Consider the following 19,521-nt stretch of genomic DNA (forward strand, 5'->3'; position numbering starts at 1 on the left):
CATGGAGGCATCGCGCGAAACCGAACTGCAGCGTGAGCTGGAAGCGCTCCGGGCCGAACTCGAGGAGACCAACCGTGGCGTCGTCGCGCTCTATGCCGAGCTCGACGAGCAAGCCGAGCAGTTGCGCCGCGCCACCGACCTCAAGAGCCGCTTCCTGGCCTACATGAGCCACGAATTCCGCACGCCCATCGGCTCGATCCGCAGCATCGCGCGCCTGTTGGCGGACGAGGTGGACGGCCCGCTGTCGACCGAGCAGCGTCGCCAGGTCGAGTTCATCCAGCAGACCGCCTCGGAGTTCTCGGACATGGTGGACGACCTGCTGGACCTGGCCAAGGTCGAAGCCGGCCGGGTGGAGATCTCTCCGGCCTGGTTCGAGATGGTCGACCTGTTCTCGGCCCTGCGCGGCATGTTCCGCCCGGTGCTCACCAACCCGGCGGTGCACCTCGTCTTCGAGGAGCCGGCCGACGTGCCCAAGCTCTACACCGACGACCGCAAGCTCTCGCAGATCCTGCGCAACTTCATCTCCAACGCCCTGAAGTTCACCCCCAGCGGCGAAGTGCGGGTCACGGCACGGCGCGACGGCGCGGGGCATGTCCGCTTCGCCGTGGTCGATACCGGCATCGGCATCGCCCCGGACATGCAGGCCGGGCTGTTCCAGGATTTTTCGCAGGTGGATTCGCCCTTGCAAAAGCGCCTGCGCGGCACCGGCCTGGGACTGTCGCTGAGCAAGCGGTTGGCGGAGTTGCTCGGCGGCAGCGTCGACCTGGAGAGCGCCCCAGGACAAGGCTCGACCTTCTCGGTGACCATCCCGCTGCGGCTGGGAGAGGAGGGCCATGAGCGACAGTGACGTCGACGCCATCAACACCACAATCGACCGGGCGGGCCACACCGTGCTGGTGGTCGATGACAACCCCGCCACCCGCTATGCCACCGTGCGCGTGCTGCGCGCGGCCGGCTTCCAGGCCGACGAAGCCGCGACCGGCGCCCAGGGGCTGGAGCGCAGCGCGGACGGGGTGTCGGCCGTGGTGCTGGATGTGCACCTGCCCGACATGGACGGCTTCGAGGTCTGCCGCAGGATCCGCGAGCGCCCCGGCACGGAGCTGTTGCCGGTGGTGCACCTGTCGGCGGCGTACGTGCGGGACCGGGACCGCATCCACGGCCTGAATTCGGGCGCCGATGCCTACTTGGTCCATCCGGTGGAACCGGCGCTGCTGATCGGGACCGTGCAGGCCCTGATCCGCGCCCGCACGGCCGAGGTGCAGCTGCGCCAGAGCGAGCACCGCTTCCGCGCCATCTACCAGCACGCGCAAAGCGGCATCGCCACCATCGACGGCGATGGCCGCTTCCGCGAGGCCAACCCGGCGATGCTGCGCATGCTGGGGCGTCCGGCGGATGAAGTCAGCGGCCGGTCGGTGATCGATTTCGCGCCAGGCGGGCCGGGCTCGGAGGCCGCCCGGCAGTTGCCGGCCCTGCTGGCCGCGGGCGAGGAAGGCTGGCGAGGCGAGTTTCCGCTGCTGCACGCGGACGGCCGCCTGGTTTATGTGGACTGGAGCGTGTCCGGTCCCATCGAACCCGGCCGTCGCATCGCGGTGGCCATCGATGCCTCCGAGCGCCACGACCTGGAGCAGCGTCGGCGCGAGGTGCTGGAGCGGGAACAGGCGGCCCGCGCCAGCGCCGAGCGTCACAACCGCACCAAGGACGATTTCATCGCGGTGCTGTCGCATGAGCTGCGCACGCCGCTGAACGCGATCCTGGGCTGGGTGCACATCCTGAAGCGGCGCCTGCCGGAGCTGCCCGAGTCGTCCCGGGGCCTGGCCGCGATCGAGCGCAACGTGATCACGCAGGCGCGCATCATCTCGGACATCCTGGATGTCTCTCGCATCAACTCCGGCAAGCTGCACCTCGAACGCGAAGAGATCGATCCGGCGGAAACGGTTGCCGAGTCGCTGGCTTCGCTGCGCCCGGGCATCGACGAAAAACAGCTGCGGGTGCAGACCGACATCGATGCGGCGCACGAGCCGGCGTGGCTCGACCCCACGCGCTTCCAGCAGATCTTCTTCAACCTGCTGACCAACGCCATCAAGTTCTCGGACACCGGCGGGGTGATCCAGGTCCTGCTGCGTCGCTGCGGCGACGTGCTGGAGCTGGAGGTGCGCGACCATGGCCGAGGGATCGAGCCGGAGTTCCTGCCGCACCTCTTCGATCGCTTCACGCAAAGCGATTCGCCCGGCAGCCGCCGCCATGGCGGCCTGGGCCTGGGCCTGTCCATCGTCAAGCACCTGGCCGAACTGCATGGCGGCAGCGTCAGTGCGGCCAGCCCCGGGGTGGGGCAGGGCGCGGCCATGACGGTGCGGCTGCCGGTCAACCAGGCCGGCCCGGCCGCTCCCGATGCGGCGCCCGAAGACCCCGAGGAACATGAAGCGCTGGACCTGGACGGCCTGGACGTGCTGGTGGTGGAAGACGACCGCGAAACCGCCGAGATGCTGCAACTGGTGCTGTCCGAGCGGCGGGCCAACGTGCGGGTCGAGCGTGACTATGAGGGCGCCGTACAGGCGCTGTCGCAGCGTTGGCCGCAGGTGATGGTCAGCGACATCGGGCTGCCCGGCCGCGACGGGTATGACCTGCTGGCCCGGGTGCGCCTGATGGAGCGCGACCGCTCGCGTCCGCTGCCGGTGATCGCACTCACCGCGTTCGGGCGCCCGCAAGACCGCGAGCGCATGCTGGCGTCCGGCTTCGACCTGCACCTGGGCAAGCCGCTGACGCCGCACCTGTTGCTGCAGGCGATCGTGGCGGTGACGTGACCCCCCCCGGAGCGGCTTCGCCGCCTCCCCCCCAGGGGGGCGCAACCAGCGGCCCGGCAAAGCCGGTTCCGCGGTAGCCGCTGGAGGGGCCTACCGCTGCGCGGTGGCCTGGGCGGCGGTCAGCCCAGGGGGGGGCGCAACCAGCGGCCCGGCAAAGCCGGTTCCGCGGTAGCCGCTGGAGGGGCCTACCGCTGCGCGGTGGCCTGGGCGGCGGTCAGCCCAGGGGGGGCGCAACCAGCGGCCCGGCAAAGCCGGTTCCGCGGTAGCCGCTGGAGGGGCCTACCGCTGCGCGGTGGCCTGGGCGGCGGTCAGCCCAGGGGGGGGGCGCAACCAGCGGCCCGGCAAAGCCGGTTCCTGGGTGGCTCTCAATCCTTCAGGCGGAGGTCCAGGTCCCTGCCGGCTGCGCCGAGCGCGCGCACCTGGCGACTGCCCGTGTGCAGCCAGCGTTCGATCTCGGACCCCGGCAGCGGCGGGCCGACCAGGCGGCCTTGGCCGAAGTCGCAACCCCAGCCCTGGAGCCGGTTCCAGTCGTCCAGTGTGTCGATGCCCCGCGCGACGGCGGCCAGGCCGTGCTGCCGTGCGGCGTCCAGGGCGACGACCGAGCCGGCACGCTCGGTGGCGTCGGCCCTCAGGCCGGCGATGAGGTTGCGACTGATCTTCAGTTGCTGCAACGGCAAGCGGTTCAGCAGGCCGGAAGACAGCGCAGCCTGTCCGAAATCTTCCAGCGCCAGCCGGACACCGGCCTGGTCCAGTCGCTCGAGCTGGTCGAGGGCGCCGGCGCGCTGGACCTCCACGGTCGCAGCGGCAACACCGAGCACCAAGGCGGCCGGCTCGAGCCGTGCGTCGTCCACCAGTTTCAGCAGGCGCGCCGCGAGACCCGGCTCGGCCAGCGAGGACAACGAGAGCGACACCGACAGGTCCAGCTGCAGGCCGCGCGCGCGCCAGCCGGCGCACTCGCGGGCACCGGCGGCCAGCACGTCCCAGACCATCTCGTCGTGCAGGCCGTAGGCGTCGACCGAGTCCATGAAGGCGCGCGGCCCGAGCACCCCGCGCTCGGGGTGACGCCAGTGCGGCGTGGCATGGAAGCCGACCACCGCGGTGCTGGACAGATCGGCCCGGGGCTCGAAGAAGGGCTGGAACTCGTCGCGCTCCCAGGCCCGGGCAAGCTCCGCGAAGCTGAACGCGTTTCGCACGGCACAGGTGTGCGCCGCCCGCCATCGCTGCACCAGCGGGACCAGCTTCACGGCCGCCAGCGGCTTGCGGATCGCGCCCAGAAGGTTGATCTGGTAGGCCAGCGAGAGGCGGGCGATTTCGCCGAGTTGCGCCGCACCCAGGGTGCTGTTGAGAATCAGCGCCAGCGGCGACGAGGCGGCGGCGAGATGGCGCACGAAGTCGACGCCGTCCATCCCTGGCATGGAGATGTCGCTCAGGACGATGTCCACCGGGCGCGCCGGATCCCGGATCACCGCCAGCGCCGCGCCGCCATCGGCGGCCACATGGACGGTCTCGGCGCCCAGGCTGGTCAGCAGAGCGGCGGCCAGGCGGCTTTGCACGGGGTGGTCTTCGACGACCAGGAAGCGCAGGTGGCGGCAGGGCATGGGCGGTGTTCCTCCTTACAGGGTGGCAACGCGCAGCACGTCCAGCTGCGCGCAGACGCGGGCGAACTCACGTTCAAAGGTGGACATCAGCGCCGCCAGGGCGGTGCTGTCCGCGTCCCGCGCCGCCTGCTCGAGCGCACCGCAGGACCGGGCCAGCGCCGCCGCCCCCAGGCTCAGTGAGGCGCCCTGGATGCGGTGAGCCGTGGCCCGCACCGTGCCCAGGTCGGCATCGGCGACGGCGGTGCGCAGCGAGGTGGCGTCCGCCTCGGTGGCCCGTCGGAAATCGGCCAGGATCTCGGCCCGCGCGGGCGCGTCGTCACCCACCAGCGAATCGAGCAGCGCGATGTCGATGGCTGCTTCGTCCTCAGGGTGGCCGGGCTCGTCGGCCGGATGCGGCAGCCAGCGTCCGAGCTGCTCGGACAGCTGATGCAGGCCGCAGGGCTTGACCAGCCAGGCGTCCATGCCGGCTTCCTCGCAGGCGGCCGCCTGCGAGGCCATGGCGTTGGCGGTGCAGGCCAGCACCGGCGTGCGCGGCAGGCCCCGGGCCGCCTCGTCCTGGCGGATGGCCTGGGTCAGCTCGTAGCCGCTCATCTCGGGCATGTTGCAGTCCGCCAGTACCAGGCCGAAGCGCCCCGTGCGCCAGGCGTCCAGGGCCTGCCGGCCATCGGCGGCGACTTCGGCGGCATAGCCCAGGGAGTTCACCTGCCGGCGCAACACGATGCGGTTGGTGGGGTGGTCGTCCACCACCAGGATCAGGCGGCCCTCGTGCTCGGCCTGCTGGCGGCTTGGCGTCGGCCTGCGGGGCGGGTGATGCCCGGATGCCGGCTCCTGCGCCGGCGGCCGCCTTGGGTCGGTGGGGTCGGCGGCCACCATCAACTCGCAGCGGAGCGTGACGGTGGTGCCGTGGCCCGGCTCGCTGTCCATCTCCAGGCTGCCGCCCATCATCTCGGCCAGGCGCCGGCTGATCACCAGCCCGAGGCCGGTGCCGCCGAATCGGGCGGCGGCCTGCTGCGACTGGACATAGGGCTGGAACAGCCGCGCGATGTCCTCGCGCGGCACGCCCATGCCGGTGTCCCTGACCACCAAGCACAGGCGCTCGCCCCGCTCGCTGTGCCCGAGCCATTGGACATTCACGCTCACGCTGCCGCGCTGGGTGAACTTCAGCGCGTTGCTCACCAGGTTGTTCAGGATCTGGCCCAGCCGCTGGGGATCGAACATCAGGGCGGGGCTGATGCGCGGATCGGTGTGCGCCTGCAGCAGCAGGCCCTTGGAGGACGCCATGCTGGAATGGATCTGGCAGATCGACTGCACCACCTGGGCCACCGACGAGGGCTCCGGATGCAGGCTCAGCTTGTTGGCCTCGATCTTGGAGAAGTCGAGGATGTCGTCCACGATCCGCAGCAGCGAGCGTCCCGATTCGCGCACCACCGCCAGGGTGGAGCGCTGCTCGTCGTCCAGTCGGGACAGCGAGAGCAGTTCGAGCAGGCCCAGCACGCCGTTCATGGGGGTGCGGATCTCATGGCTCATGGCGGCCAGGAACGCACTCTTGGCCGCGTTGGCCTGGGTGGCCGCCTGGGTGGCGGACTCCAGCGCCTGCTTGAGGTCCAGCTCCGCGGTGATGTCGGCCCAGTAGCCGGACCACAGCAGCGAGCCGTCGGGCTGGCGGCGCAGCGTGGCGCCACTGTGGATCCACCGAAGGCCCTGCGCGCCAGCGTCGACGCGGTACTGGAGGTCCAGTGGGCTGAGCGTCTGCGACGACTGGCGCAGCGCCTGTTCGACCACGGGCCGGTCGGGTGGATGGATGTTGGCCATCACCTGCGCCTGGTCGCGCCGGACGGCGTCCACGTCGATGTGCCGGATGCTGCGGGCGTTGTCGCTGATGAACTCGAAGGCCATGCGCCCGCCCGGCCGCTCGCGCAGCTGCCACAGGCTGACCGGCAGGGCCTGCACCAGGTCGTGCATGCGCAGCTCGATGGCGGCGTTGCGCAGCGCCTGGCGCCGCCAGCCCCAGACGATGAGGACCACCAGCAGCCCGCCGCCGAGGAAGGCGCCGGCCAGCAGGACCGCCGATCGCCGCTGCAGGTCGAGTTCTCGGGCGCGCTGGCGTTCGAGCTGCCGGCGCTCGTGCGAGCGCAGCTCGGAGATCGCGGTGGCCACGGCGCCGGCCGCCTGCCCGGCTTCGGCCGATTCGACCGCCGCCTGCCGGTCGAACAGGCCTTCGCGCACGGCGTGCTCATTGCGCCGTGCCATCTGCACGCGATCGGCGATGCGGGCTGCCAGCAGCGCCAGGCGGGCCTGCCGGTCGGGGTCAGCGCGGCTCAGGTGCTGCAGTTCGGCCACGCCGGCACGCAGCGCCTCGATGGCCTGCTCGCGCTCTTGCACGAAGCGCAGATGACCCGCCACCAGCAGGCCCCGCTGCCCGGCTTCGAGCCGCACCGCGGAGGCTTCCAGCAGGTCGACGGCGTCGATGACGGCGTAGGTGTGGACCACCTGGCGCGATGCCTCGCGCGCGCGCTCGATGGTGGTCCACAGGGCTGCGACAAGGGCGACGAGCAGGGCCGCCCCGATCGCGACGGTGGCGGGAAACAGCTGGCGACGATTCAATGACGTTGGCATGCGCTCCTTCAGGCTGTGGCGAATCCAGCTAGCCTGGGCATGCGCGGGCCGGCCCGGCCGTTCTAGTCCGGTCGGCTGCTGCGCCGCAATAGGGATTCATCCTGATGGGCCTGGCGAGTGCCTGGCCCCGGGGCTACTCCAGCATCATCACGTCCACTTCGTCGCCTGGCGCCACGCTGCCCTGCCCGTGGTGCAGCACGATCAGCCCGTTGGCCTGCACCATGGAGCTGAGCACGCCGGAGCCCTGGTTGCCGGTGGTGCGCACCTGCAGGGATCCATCGGGCTGGCGCGTGACGATGCCGCGCTGGTATTCGGTGCGGCCGGGTTTCTTGCGCATGGCCTCGGCGCTGCGCGCACGCAGCAGCACCGGGGGGGCGGCCGTGGCGCCCATCATCCGCAGCAGGGCCGGGCGCACGAAGGCCAGGAAGGTGACCATCACGGCCACCGGGTTGCCGGGCAGGCCGAACAGCACGGCCGAACGATCGCCGCTGCCGATGCGGCCCACGGCCATGGGGCGACCCGGGCGCATGGCGATGCGCCAGAAGGCCACGTCGCCCAGTTGCTTCATCATGGTCTTGGTGAAGTCGGCCTCGCCGACGCTGACGCCGCCGCTGGTGATGATGGCGTCGGCCTGCGCCGCCGCGCGGGTGAAGGCCTGTTCGAGCAGCGCCGGGTCGTCGCGCACCACGCCCAGGTCGATCACCTCGCAGCCCAGTCGGGTGAGCAGGCCACGCACGGTGTAGCGGTTGCTGTCGTACACCGCGCCTTCGCGCGGCGCCTCGCCCAGCGACAGGATTTCGTCGCCGGTGGAGAAGTAGGCCACTCGCAGGCGCCGCACCACCGGGACCTGCGCGATGCCCAGGCTGGCCACCAGGCCACAGGCGGCCGGGGTCATGCGGGCCCCGCGCAGGAGAGCAGGCTTGCCCTCCGCCAGGTCCTCGCCGGCCAGGCGCCGGTTGTCGCCGCGCTGAAGCAGCCTGGGCGGGATGCGCACCTGGTCACCATCGAGCTGGGTGAGCTCCTGCGGCACCACCGTGTCCAGGCCGGCCGGCATGATGGCGCCGGTCATGATCTTCACGCACTGGCCGGGGCCGACCGCACCCTGCCACGCCTTGCCCGCCAGGGCGGTGCCCACGACTTGCAGGTCCAGCGGCGCATCGGGCTGCAGCCCCGCGCCATCGAAGGCGAAGCCGTCCATGGCCGAGTTGTCGTGCGGCGGCACGTTGAAGGGCGAGATGATGTCCATGGCCAGCACCCGGTCGAGCGCATCGACCAGGGGCACGGACTCGGTGTCGGCCACCGGCGCCACCAGCCGCGACAGGAACTCGCCCACGGCCTCGGCGCTGAGGGCCTGCGGGTCGTAGCCCTGGAGCTCGCTGGCGATCTGGTCGAGCGAGCGGATCACGGCTGCTCCAGCTGGCGAAGCTCGGCCAAGGTGTTGGCGTTGAAGAAAGCGCGCGGCGGATCGCCGGCCCGGTCGAAGGGCACGGGCACGGTCTTGTGCTGCGCGGTCCATGCGTCGATCTTTCTGCCGCCGCCCTGCGTGAAGCGCACCAGGCTTTCGAGCAGTTCGCGCCGCAGCAGCGCGAAGACCGGCTGCGGGCGCAGCTGGCCGTCGGCCTCGGGCGCGCTGGCCAGGGCGATGTCGGCGCCATCGGCGTGCAGGGCCTCGGCGAGCCGCGACACCAGGTCGGTGGGAAAGAGCGGCGTGTCGCAGGGCACCGTGACCAGCAGCGGCGTCTCGCAGTGTTCCAGGCCGGTGAGAAAGCCCGCCAGCGGGCCGGCGTAGTCGGGCAGGGCGTCGGGCCACACCGGCACGCCGTACGACTCGTAGGCAGCGAGGTTGCGGTTGGCGTTGATCAGGACTTCGCCCACCTGCGGCGCCAGGCGCATCAGGGTGTGGGCCACCAGCGGCAGCCCGTTGAAGTTCTGCAGGCCCTTGTCGACGCCGCCCATGCGGCTGCCGCGGCCGCCGGCGAGGATCAGCCCGGTGATGTCCTGGGGGTTCAATCAGCCTCCGATGTAGCTCATTTCGACGCGGCGCCGGCCGGCTTCGCCGGCTTCGGGCGGCAGCTGTCCGCGCAGCTGCGAATAACGATCGGCGCGGCCGTGCCAGATGTGGCCGATGGCGGCCGCGATCTGCTCGTCGCTGGCCCCACCCCGCAGCAGGGACCGCAGGTCGTGGCCCTGGTTGGCGAAGAGGCACAGGTACAACTGGCCTTCGGTGGACAGGCGGGCCCGGCTGCAGTCGCCGCAGAAGGCCTGCGTGACGCTGCTGATGACGCCGACCTCGCCGCCGCCATCGGCGTAGGCCCAGCGCTGCGCGGTCTCGCCGGGGGCGGCCGGCTCCAGCGGGACCAGCGGCATCTCGGCGGCAATGCGCCGCACGACCTCGGCCGAGGGCAACACCTCGTCCATGCGCCAGCCGTTGGTGGCGCCCACGTCCATGTACTCGATGAAGCGCAGCACCTGGCCCGTGCCCTTGAAGTGCCGCGCCATGGGCAGGATCTCGTGTTCATTCGTGCCGCGCTTGACCACCATGTTGACCTTGATCGGCCCCAGCCCGGCGGCGTGGGCGGCCTGGATGCCGGCCAGCACCTCGGCCACGGGAAAGTCCACGTCGTTCATGCGCCGGAAGATGGCGTCGTCCAGGCCATCGAGGCTCACGGTGACGCGACGCAGGCCGGCGGCCTTGAGCGCGCGCGCCTTGCGTGCGAGCAGCGAGCCGTTGGTGGTGAGGGTCAGGTCCAGCGCCTGGCCGTCGGGCGTGCGCAGCTGCGCCAGCTGCTCGATCAGCACCTCGATGTTCTTGCGCAGCAGGGGCTCGCCGCCGGTGAGGCGGATCTTGTGCACGCCCAGGCCGACGAACTGCCGCGCCAGCCGGGTGATCTCCTCGAAGCTGAGCAGCTCGGCATGCGGCAGGTAGGGGTAGTCCTTGTCGAACACGTCCTTGGGCATGCAGTAGCTGCAGCGGAAGTTGCACCGGTCGGTGACGCTGATGCGCAGGTCGTGCAGCGGCCGACCGAGCCGGTCGGCGAGGGGGCCGACGGGCGCCTCGGCCGGTACCGCGACGGGGCGGCCCGACGGACGTTGGGCGATCAGGGGGATGACGCGTTCAGCCATGGGGCGATTGTGCCGCCGACGGACGTAGCCGCATCGGCGCCGGGCCATCCATGGCGGCGCAAGCAGTCACTGCTGCCGTCCGGTTCGGTCCGGTGCGCCCCGAAGCGTGCGCCGGTTGAGCTTTCGAGCGGCAGGTACCCAACAGCCGAGCGTTTCGTTGGAGCGAGCTTCATTTCAGCGGACCGGCAAGGGCAGGGTGTGTGTGCATCGTTCATGCGCGGGCGCCAGAGGTCTGCCCTCGGCTTGTGGGCAGCGCCAGGGTGAAGAGCCAGCAGATGCCCAGCATGACGGACGATCCGAGCAAGGCGACCATGAGCCCGCCCCACTGGTACAAGAGACCGGACAGGAGCGTTCCGATGAAGCGCCCCAGCGCGTTGGCGGCGTAGTAGAAGCCCACGTCCTCCGCCGCTTTCTCCGAACCCGCGCAGGCGAGCACCAGGTACGAGTGCAGGGACGAATTGACGGCGAAGGCAAACCCGAACACGGCCAGGCCGCTCACGACCACCCATTGCAGATGGGGCGCGCCCAGGCCCACGGCCGCGGCCAGGGCGAGCGGCACCAGCGCCAGCCCGGCGGACCAGCGGCGGGCCGCCGGCACTTCCAGGCTCAAGCCATCAGGGCTGCGGCGCACCAGCTGGGGCGCCAGGGCCTGGACCAGGCCGTAGCCGATCGTCCAGGCGGCCAGGAAGCCGCCGACCATGGTGAAGGTCCAGCCCATCGAGTACAGGAACACCGGCACGCCGACCACGAACCAGACATCGCGCGCACCGAACAGGCCGACCCGGGCGGCCGCCAGCGCGTTGATGCCGGCGTTCTTCGCGAAGAGCTCGCGCGCACTGCGTGACGCCTTGGCCTTGCCCATCATCGGCGGCAGCGAGGCCAGCACGCCCAGCAGCACGGCGCCCAGCAGGGCGGCCATGACCCAGAGCGAATGGCGAAACCCGAGCGTTTGCAGCAGCAGCCCACCCAGGAAGAACCCGACACCTTTCATCGCGTTCTTGCTGCCGGTGAACCAGGCGACCCACCTGAACAGTTGCCCCGGTCCCTGCTGCCGGACCTGCGCCTGCGTCACCTTGATCGCCGATTTGCTCGCCGTCTTCGTGAGGTCCTTGGCCACGCCGCAGATGCCCTGGGCCAGCACCACCCAGGCAACCGACATCGCCGCCGTCCATTGCGGATCGAGCAGCGACAGGAGCGCGAAGCCGCAGACCTGCGTGGCCAGGCCCACGGCCAGCATCCGGGTGATGCCGTAGCGGGTGGCCAGCCAGCCGCCGATCAGGTTGGCCAGGATGCCCGCCGCCTCGTACAGCAGGAAGAGGAAGGCGAGCGTGAACGGCGAGTAGCCCAGGCGGTAGAAGTGCAGCAGCACCAGCATGCGCAGCGCGCCGTCGGTGAGCGTGAAGCCCCAGTAGGCCGCGGTGACGACCGCGTAGTTGCGGACGGCCGGCTGCACGTCAGATCCCGCGCTCTCGCATGTGGCAGGCCAGATCGACCATGCGACAGGCGTAGCCCATCTCGTTGTCGTACCAGGCATAGACCTTGAGCAGCGTGCCGTCGGTCACCATCGTGGACGGCGCATCGACGATGCTGCTGCGCGTGTCGCGCGCATAGTCGGCGCTGACGAGTGGCTTGTCCTCGTACCCGAGGATGCCCGCCAGCGGGCCGGCCGCGGCCTGGCGGAACAGGTCGTTCACCTCGTCGGCCGTGGTCGCGCGCTGCAGTTCGAAGACGCAGTCGGTCAGCGAGGCGTTCAACACCGGCGCGCGCACCGCGTGGCCGTTGAGCTTGCCCTCGAGTTCCGGGTAGATGAGCGCGATGGCCGTTGCGCTGCCGGTGGTGGTGGGTGCCAGGCTGAGCAGGGCGCTGCGGGCTCGCCGCAGGTCCTGGTGGGGCGCGTCGACCACGAGGTTGGTATTCGTCGGATCGTGGAGGGTGGTGATCTGGCCATGCCGGATGCCGATCGCCTCGTGCACGACCTTCACCACCGGCGCCAGGCAGTTCGTGGTGCACGAGGCCGCGGTGACGAACGGGTGCCGCGCGGGAGCGTACAGCTCGTGGTTCACGCCCATCACGATGTTCAGCACGTCGCCCGTCTTCACCGGCGCCGCGACGATGACACGCCGGGCGCCGCGGTCCAGGTGACCCTGGAGTCTCTCCGGGGTCAGGAATTTGCCCGTGCACTCCAGCACCAGGTCGACGCCGAGCTCGCCCCACGGAATGTCCCCGGGGCTGGGGTGCGCGCTGAAGGACAGGGCGCCGTCGCCAATCCGGATCCGGGCATCGCCCTCGGCCTCGATGCCGGCGCGCCACCGGCCCTGCACGCTGTCGAAGGCCAGGAGGTGCGCCGTCGCCGCCGCACCGCCCTTGACCTCGTTCAGGTGGACGACTTCGAGCCGGTTGCCTGCCCGCGGATCGTCCTTGCCCCGTTCCGCGGCGCCCAGGGCTGCACGCAGCGCGAGGCGGCCAATCCGCCCCATCCCGTTGATTCCGACCCGCATCGCATCCCTCGACTATTCGATAAACGTCGAAATGTAGATCGGGTTTGTGACAGCGGCGTGAAGGGGGTTACCGGGAAGCGCTCCGGCCGGGTTGCGGCGGAGCAAGCAAAAAGGCCCGCTTGCGCGGGCCTTGGGGCAGGGCGTCCCGGATCAGCGTGCCGGGGGCACGACCACCACCGCGGCTGTCGCCGGCGCCGTAGGCGCCTGGCTCACGCCCGTGCCGTGGAACTGCACCACCAGCGGCGCGATCAGCAGGGCCACGATGTTGATGATCTTGATCAGCGGGTTGACGGCCGGACCGGCCGTGTCCTTGTAAGGGTCGCCCACGGTGTCGCCGGTCACCGCGGCCTTGTGCGCCTCGGAGCCCTTGCCGCCGTGATGGCCGTCCTCGATGTACTTCTTGGCGTTGTCCCAGGCGCCGCCGCCGGTGCACATGGACAGTGCCACGAACAGGCCGGTGACGATGGTGCCCAGCAGCATGCCGCCCAGGGCCGCAGGGCCGAGGATCAGGCCGACCAGGATCGGCGCCACCACCGGCAGCAGCGACGGGATGATCATCTCCTTGATCGCCGCGGTGGTGAGCATGTCCACGGCCTTGCCGTACTCGGGCTTGCCGGTGCCGTCCATGATGCCCTTGATGGTGCTGAACTGACGCCGCACCTCGACCACCACCGCACCGGCGGCGCGGCCCACGGCTTCCATCGCCATGGCGCCGAACAGGTAGGGGATCAGGCCGCCGATGAACAGGCCGACGATCACCATGGGGTCGGCCAGGTCGAAGCGGATCGAGGCCCCGTAGCTCTCGAGCTTGTGCGTGTAGTCGGCGAACAGCACGAGCGCGGCCAACCCGGCCGAGCCGATGGCATAGCCCTTGGTCACGGCCTTGGTGGTGTTGCCCACGGCGTCGAGCGGATCGGTGACCGCGCGAACGGATGCGGGCAGGTCCGACATTTCGGCGATGCCGCCGGCGTTGTCGGTGATGGGGCCGTAGGCGTCCAGCGCCACCACGATGCCGGCCATGCTGAGCATGGAGGTGGCGGCCACGGCGATGCCGTACAGGCCGGCCAGTGCATAGGAGGCGATGATGGCCGCGCACACGAACAGCACCGGCCAGGCGGTGGAGCGCATGGACACGCCCAGGCCCGCGATGATGTTGGTGCCGTGGCCGGTGGTGGACGCCTGCGCGATGTGCCGCACCGGCTTGAATTGCGTGCCGGTGTAGTACTCGGTGATCCAGACCAGCGCGCCCGTCAGCACCAGGCCCACGGCGCACGCGCCCCACAGGCGGATCTGCGAGCCGGTGGCGGTGATGGCGTTGTCGGGGATGACCGCGATCGTGACGAAATAGAACGCGATCAGCGACAGCACGCCGGACACGGCCAGCCCGCGGTAGAGGGCCGGCATCACGTTGATCATGCCGGGGCGGGCCCGCACGAAGAAGCACCCGATGATGGAGGCGATGATGGACACGCCGCCCAGCACCAGCGGGTAGACCACCGCGCTGAAGCCGGCCGCGCCTAACAGCAGCGCGCCCAGCACCATGGTGGCGATCAGGGTCACCGCGTAGGTCTCGAACAGGTCGGCCGCCATGCCCGCGCAGTCGCCCACGTTGTCGCCCACGTTGTCGGCGATCACCGCGGGATTGCGGGGGTCGTCCTCGGGGATGCCGGCCTCCACCTTGCCCACCAGGTCGGCGCCCACATCGGCGCCCTTGGTGAAGATGCCGCCGCCCAGGCGGGCGAAGATGGAGATGAGCGAGGCGCCGAAGGCGAAGCCGATCAGCGGATTGAGCAGGGCCGCCAGCGAGACCGTGGGCGTGAGGTTGCCGTTGCCCACCAGGAACCAGAAGAAGCCCGACACGCCGAGCAGGCCCAGGCCCACCACCAGCATGCCGGTGATGGCGCCGCCGCGGAAGGCGACGTCAAGGGCCGGGCCGATGCCGCGGGTGGCCGCCTGCGCGGTTCGCACGTTGGCGCGCACGGAGACGTTCATGCCGATGAAGCCGCAGGCGCCCGAGAGCACCGCGCCGAGCAGGAAACCGACGGCGGTGGCCAGCCCCAGGAAGATGCCGATCAGGATGGCCAGCACCACGCCGACGACGGCGATGGTCTTGTACTGGCGCGACAGGTAAGCCGCGGCACCGGCCTGGATGGCCGAGGCGATTTCCTGCATGCGGGGGTTGCCGGGGTCTTGCCTGAGGATCCAGCCTCTTGCCCAGAAGCCGTAGACCACGGCCGCAAGGCCGCAGACCAGCGCCAATACGAGCGCCGAGTTGCCTGTCATGAAGTCACTCCTGTCCTTGTTGAACTTGGAGGGGGTACAACGCATGCGGTACCCCCGCTGCGTTGCTTCCTCGTAGCTCCCTGAAGGCGGAGACGATTGGCCAACCGGCGCAATATACAAGCGCGTTCATGACACCCGCGAGGCGGGATGCACCCCGCAAACTAAAATCAGGGTATTTCCTAGTTCGCTCCCACAACAGTCCTATGTCCCTCGACCAAGTCACCCCCGGCAAGCAAGTGCCCGAAGCGTTCAACGTGATCATCGAGATTCCGATGAACGCCGACCCCGTGAAGTACGAGGTCGACAAGGAGACCGGCGCCATCTTCGTGGACCGCTTCATGAGCACCGCGATGCATTACCCCACCAACTACGGCTACGTTCCCAAGACCATCAGCGGCGATGGCGACCCGGTGGACGTGCTGGTCATCACGCCGGTGCCCTTGATTCCGGGCGTGGTGGTTCCGTGCCGCGCCATCGGCATCCTCAAGATGGAGGACGAGGCCGGCGATGACGCCAAGGTGCTGGCCGTGCCCATCGACAAGATCCTGCCGATCTACACGCACTGGCAAAAGCCCGAGGACATGAACCCGCTGCGCCTGAAGACCATCGCGCACTTCTTCGAGCACTACAAGGACCTCGAACCCGGCAAGTGGGTGAAGGTGCTGGGTTGGGAAGGCCCCGAAGCGGCCAAGGCGGAGGTGATGAGCGGCATCGCCAATTACCAGAAGGCCGAGCAGGCCGCCTGATCGCGACGCCGGGTTCACGCCCGGCGGAACGGCGTGCGCGACTCCAGGTGCTCGAGGTAGTTGTCCACGCCCCTGCCCTCGCGCTCCAGGAAGCGCTCGACGGCGTCGGCGAACGCCGGGTGCGAGATCCAGTGGGCGCTCGAGGTCCGCACCGGCATCAGCGCGCGGGCCATCTTGTGCTCGCCCTGCGCGCCGCCCTCGAAGCGCTCGAGTCCGTTCTCGATGCACCACTGCAGCGGCTGGTAGTAGCAGGTCTCGAAATGCAGGCAATCGACGCGCTCCAGCGCACCCCAGTAGCGGCCGTAGGCCACGCCGTCGCCCACGGCCACCAGGCTGCTGGCGATCGGGCGTGAGGCGCGCTCGGCCACGAACAGCACCCAGTTCTGCGGCATGTCGCGCGCCATGCGGGCGAAGAAGTCGCGCGTGAGGTAGGGCGGGTTGCCGTGCTCCCGGTAGGTGCGGGCGTAGCAGCGATAGAAGAAGTCCCAGTCGGCGGCTGTCATCTCCGGGCCGCGCACCACGCGGAAGCCGATGCCGGCATCGGCCACCTTGCGCCGTTCCTGGCGGATCTTCTTGCGCTTGTCCTGCGCCAGGGTGGACAGGAATTCATCGAACGTCCGGAAGGCACCACCCGTGGCCGGCGCGGCATTGAGCCAGTGGAACTGCACCGTGTGCCGCGCCATCAGGCCGGCCGCTTCGCAGGCGGCCGCATCGGCATCGGACAGGAACAGCAGGTGCAGCGACGAGAGTTCTTCTTCGCGGGCCAGCGACAGCAGTTCGCGCAACAGCGCGGCCCGCGCCGCGTCATCCCGGGCGAGCAGCCGTGCGCCCGGCACCGGCGTGAACGGCACGGCCACCAGGCCCTTGGGGTAGTAGGCCAGGCCGTGCTGCTCGTAGGCCTGGGCCCAGGCCCAGTCGAACACGTATTCGCCATAGGAATGCGTCTTGAGGTACAGCGCGCACGCCGCCTGCAAGCGGCCCTCGCGCCACAGGCCGACGAGGCGCGGCGACCAGCCGGTGTCGGTGGTGGCACTGCCGCTGTCGTGCAGCGCGCACAGGTACTCGTGTCGCATGAAGGGTGTCGGGTCGGGCTGCGACGCGAGCAGGTCGTTCCACTCGTCGCGGCCCACGCCGGCGGGGTGGCCGACGACGCGGACGAGCGGATCGTCGGGCTTGCGTTTCTCGGCGGGTCTGGCTCTCACGATTCGGTACGGCCCAGCTGGATGACGGAAGGGAGGCCATGATGCCGGTGTCGCGGACACCGGGCATTCGTAGGGATTGGCGCTATCCTATTACCTCGCGTTTCCGCGCCTGATCGTCACCCGCAATCGGAGTCCTTGTTGAACATGAAGCAGATCACCGCCATCGTCAAACCCTTCAAGCTGGAGGAAGTCCGGGAGGCCCTCGCCGAGTGCGGCGTGACCGGCTTGACGGTGACCGAGGTCAAGGGTTTCGGCCGGCAGAAGGGCCACACCGAGCTTTACCGGGGCGCCGAGTACGTGGTCGATTTCCTGCCCAAGGTCAAGATCGAGGTGGTGGTGCGAGATGCCGACGTCGACAACTGCGTCGACGCCATCGTGAAATCAGCCCGCACCGGCAAGATCGGTGACGGCAAGATCTTCGTGACGTCGGTCGAGCGCGTCATTCGCATCCGCACCGGCGAGACGGACGAGTCGGCTGTCTAGGACCACCCCCATAGCCTCTTCGGCGCTCCGGCATCGGCGAATGGCGGGTGCGCCGGCTTCACGCGCCTGCAGGCGAACCTTCGTCCACCGATGGGCCGGGTTCTCGTCGTCGTCCTCATGGGACTGTCGTTGCAAGACATGGACTCCATGGCTTGCGAGACGCGTGCCGCCAAGGCGGCGGCCTGCTCGTTCGTCAAGCCCAGCTCGGTGCTGATCACCGCACCTTCTCCGGCGAGCCCGTCGTTCGACCCCGAGACTTCGCGGGCGGGTGCCGTCGGCGTCACGACACCGACGGTCCGGCTCGCCTAGACTCACCGCGCCGACCCATCCGGAGCGCTCCCATCGAACACGCCCCCGCCTGGCTGGTCAACAGCCTCATCTATCTCGGCGCAGCCGTGCTCGCCGTTCCTGTGGCGCGGGCGCTCGGGCTCGGCTCTGTGTTGGGCTACCTGGCCGCCGGCATCGTCATCGGGCCGGCTGGCCTGGGCCTGGTGAGCGAGGTCCAGGACATCCTGCATTTCGCCGAATTCGGCGTGGTCCTGATGCTGTTCCTGGTCGGCCTGGAGCTCGAGCCGCGGCGGCTGTGGTCGCTGCGGCGACCGATCTTCGGGTGGGGCTCGGTCCAGATGCTCGGATGCACCGCGCTGCTGTTCGTGGCGGGCGTGGTGGCCGGGGCGGACTGGCGACTGAGCCTGGTGGCCGCGCTCGGCCTCGCGTTGTCGTCCACCGCCATCGCGCTGCAGGTCATGGGGGAGCGCAACCTGCTCGGCACGCCCGGCGGGCGCGCGGGCTTTTCGATCCTGCTGTTCCAGGACATCGCCGCCATCCCCATCCTGGCACTGATGCCCCTGCTGGCGACGAGCGCCGTCGACGAGACGGTGGGCCCGTCCGCGCGCCTGCTGGAAGCGGGCCGGATCGTCGGCACCATCGCGGCCATCGTGCTCGGCGGGCGCCTCTTGTTGCGCCCCGTGTTGCGCTGGATCGCGCGCAGCCGAAGCCCGGAGGTGTTCACCGCCGGTGCCTTGCTGCTGGTCGTGGCGACGGCGATGTTGATGTTGTCGGTGGGCCTGTCGATGGCGCTCGGCGCCTTCCTGGCCGGGGTGCTGCTCGCCGACAGCGAGTTCCGCCGCGAGCTGGAAGCCGACCTGGAGCCGTTCAAGGGGCTGCTGCTCGGATTGTTCTTCATCGCGGTCGGGATGAGCATCGACTTCGAGGTGCTGCGGGCCTCCCCGGCATCGATCGCCGCGCTGGTGGTCGGGCTGCTGGCGATCAAGGGCCTGGTGATCTGGTGGCTGGCGCGGACCATCGGGCTGGCGCCGGCCGAGCGTCCGGTGTTCACCTTGCTGCTGGCCCAGGGGGGTGAGTTCGCATTCGTGGTGTTCCAGGCCGCGGCGGGCGCGCGCGTGCTGGCGCCGGCCACGGCGTCGCTATTGGTCGGCGCGGTGGCGATCTCCATGTTGCTGGGCCCCTTGCTGCTGGCGGCGGTGGATCGTTGGCTGCTGCCCCGGTGGCAGGTGCCGCGCCGCCTGCCGGAGATCAGCGATCCGCAGGATGCGCCGGTCATCATCGCGGGCTTCGGCCGGTATGGGCAGATCGTCGCGCGCCTGCTGGCGTCCCAGGGAATCGCCACCACCTTGCTGGACCACGATGCCGACATGGTGGAGGCGGCGCGCGCATTCGGCTCGCCAGTGTTCTATGGCGACGCACGTCGGCTGGACCTGCTGCGCATTGCGGGCGCCGAGCGCGCGAAGGTGCTGGTGGTGGCCGTCGACGACGTCGAGCAGTCTCTGGCGATCGTCGAGCTCGCACGTGCTCATTTCCCCCATTTGGAGTTGGTGGTGCGCGCACGCGACGTCACGCACTGGAACGCCCTGCGCGACCGCGGCGTGGTGCGGGTGCAGCGCGAACTGTTCGAGTCGAGCCTGCAGAGCGGGGCCACGGTGCTCGAGGTGCTGGGGATGGAGTCGTCCGAAGCGCAGCGCCAGGTGGGCCGGTTCAGGGAGCACAACATCGCGCTGTTCGAGCGGATGTACCCGCACCACAAGGACCGCGCCCGGCTGATCGCGGTGGTGCGCGAGGGGCGTGAGCAGTTCGAGCAGCAGATGGCGCAGGAGCGCGAGGCGGCGTCCATCTCCACAAACGTGCCGGATCGCCCTGGCAAGCGTTAGCCG

The 19,521-nt window shown here is 70.0% G+C and carries 15 protein-coding genes; 6 read left to right on the forward strand and 9 right to left on the reverse strand.

Translation table 11 applies throughout. From position 1 onward, the window contains the following. Position 1 precedes the first annotated feature (1 nt). Both JI739_RS09315 and JI739_RS09320 read left to right on the forward strand, forming a co-directional pair. A complete protein-coding gene (locus JI739_RS09315; RefSeq protein WP_201683610.1) occupies positions 2-847 on the forward strand; it encodes a sensor histidine kinase in 846 nt (281 codons plus the stop codon). Continuing rightward, complete coding sequence (locus JI739_RS09320) at positions 834-2,801, forward strand: response regulator (protein ID WP_201683611.1); 1,968 nt, start codon at positions 834-836, stop codon at positions 2,799-2,801. Before JI739_RS09315 ends, JI739_RS09320 begins: the two co-directional genes overlap by 14 nt. Before the next feature lie 365 nt (positions 2,802-3,166). Here the strand turns inward: JI739_RS09320 and JI739_RS09325 are convergent, their stop codons facing one another. From JI739_RS09325 to JI739_RS09360, 8 genes are all read right to left on the reverse strand, one after another. Further along, positions 3,167-4,399: an EAL domain-containing response regulator gene (locus tag JI739_RS09325; RefSeq protein ID WP_201683612.1), complete on the reverse strand. Its 1,233-nt coding sequence runs from the start codon at positions 4,397-4,399 to the stop codon at positions 3,167-3,169. Between the two features lie 15 nt (positions 4,400-4,414). Then, a complete protein-coding gene (locus JI739_RS09330) occupies positions 4,415-7,015 on the reverse strand; it encodes a hybrid sensor histidine kinase/response regulator (protein ID WP_201683613.1) in 2,601 nt (866 codons plus the stop codon). Positions 7,016-7,148: 133 nt separating this feature from the next. Next, a complete protein-coding gene (moeA, locus tag JI739_RS09335; protein WP_201683746.1) occupies positions 7,149-8,417 on the reverse strand; it encodes a molybdopterin molybdotransferase MoeA in 1,269 nt (422 codons plus the stop codon). Beyond that, positions 8,417-8,971 carry a molybdenum cofactor guanylyltransferase MobA gene (mobA, locus tag JI739_RS09340; RefSeq protein WP_236589466.1) on the reverse strand — a complete coding sequence of 185 codons (555 nt, stop codon included), beginning with the start codon at positions 8,969-8,971 and terminating at the stop codon, positions 8,417-8,419. The genes moeA and mobA overlap by 1 nt, the downstream gene beginning before the upstream one ends. 54 nt (positions 8,972-9,025) lie before the next feature. After that, positions 9,026-10,138, reverse strand: a complete 1,113-nt coding sequence (gene moaA / locus JI739_RS09345; RefSeq protein ID WP_201683615.1) for a GTP 3',8-cyclase MoaA — start codon at positions 10,136-10,138, stop codon at positions 9,026-9,028. 211 nt (positions 10,139-10,349) lie between these two features. Further along, positions 10,350-11,591 carry an organoarsenical effux MFS transporter ArsJ gene (gene arsJ, locus JI739_RS09350; RefSeq protein ID WP_354003700.1) on the reverse strand — a complete coding sequence of 414 codons (1,242 nt, stop codon included), beginning with the start codon at positions 11,589-11,591 and terminating at the stop codon, positions 10,350-10,352. Position 11,592: 1 nt separating this feature from the next. Continuing rightward, positions 11,593-12,636 (reverse strand): ArsJ-associated glyceraldehyde-3-phosphate dehydrogenase, encoded by a 1,044-nt coding sequence (locus JI739_RS09355; protein WP_201683617.1) that lies wholly within the window; start codon positions 12,634-12,636, stop codon positions 11,593-11,595. 150 nt (positions 12,637-12,786) lie between these two features. After that, positions 12,787-14,919, reverse strand: a complete 2,133-nt coding sequence (locus JI739_RS09360; protein ID WP_201683618.1) for a sodium-translocating pyrophosphatase — start codon at positions 14,917-14,919, stop codon at positions 12,787-12,789. Positions 14,920-15,122: 203 nt separating this feature from the next. Between JI739_RS09360 and ppa the strand changes: the two genes are divergently transcribed. Next, on the forward strand, positions 15,123-15,665 hold the full coding sequence (gene ppa, locus JI739_RS09365; protein ID WP_201683619.1) for an inorganic diphosphatase: 543 nt from the start codon (positions 15,123-15,125) through the stop codon (positions 15,663-15,665). A gap of 14 nt (positions 15,666-15,679) precedes the next feature. On the opposite strand, the gene JI739_RS09370 is transcribed toward ppa, so the two are convergent. Next, entirely contained in the window at positions 15,680-16,870 is a 1,191-nt protein-coding gene (locus JI739_RS09370; protein WP_435531598.1) for a GNAT family N-acetyltransferase, read from the reverse strand. 141 nt (positions 16,871-17,011) lie between these two features. On the opposite strand from JI739_RS09370, the gene JI739_RS09375 reads away from it, so the two are divergent. From JI739_RS09375 to kefC, 3 genes are all read left to right on the forward strand, one after another. Further along, positions 17,012-17,350: a P-II family nitrogen regulator gene (locus JI739_RS09375; RefSeq protein WP_201683621.1), complete on the forward strand. Its 339-nt coding sequence runs from the start codon at positions 17,012-17,014 to the stop codon at positions 17,348-17,350. Positions 17,351-17,440: 90 nt separating this feature from the next. After that, positions 17,441-17,659: a hypothetical protein gene (locus tag JI739_RS09380; protein WP_201683756.1), complete on the forward strand. Its 219-nt coding sequence runs from the start codon at positions 17,441-17,443 to the stop codon at positions 17,657-17,659. Positions 17,660-17,691: 32 nt separating this feature from the next. Next, the gene (gene kefC / locus JI739_RS09385) at positions 17,692-19,518 is read left to right on the forward strand and encodes a glutathione-regulated potassium-efflux system protein KefC (protein WP_201683747.1); all 1,827 of its coding nucleotides are present in this window, start codon (positions 17,692-17,694) and stop codon (positions 19,516-19,518) included. The last annotated feature ends 3 nt before the right edge of the window (positions 19,519-19,521 follow it).

Source organism: Ramlibacter aurantiacus (genome assembly GCF_016722895.1).
Taxonomy (GTDB): domain Bacteria; phylum Pseudomonadota; class Gammaproteobacteria; order Burkholderiales; family Burkholderiaceae_C; genus Ramlibacter; species Ramlibacter aurantiacus.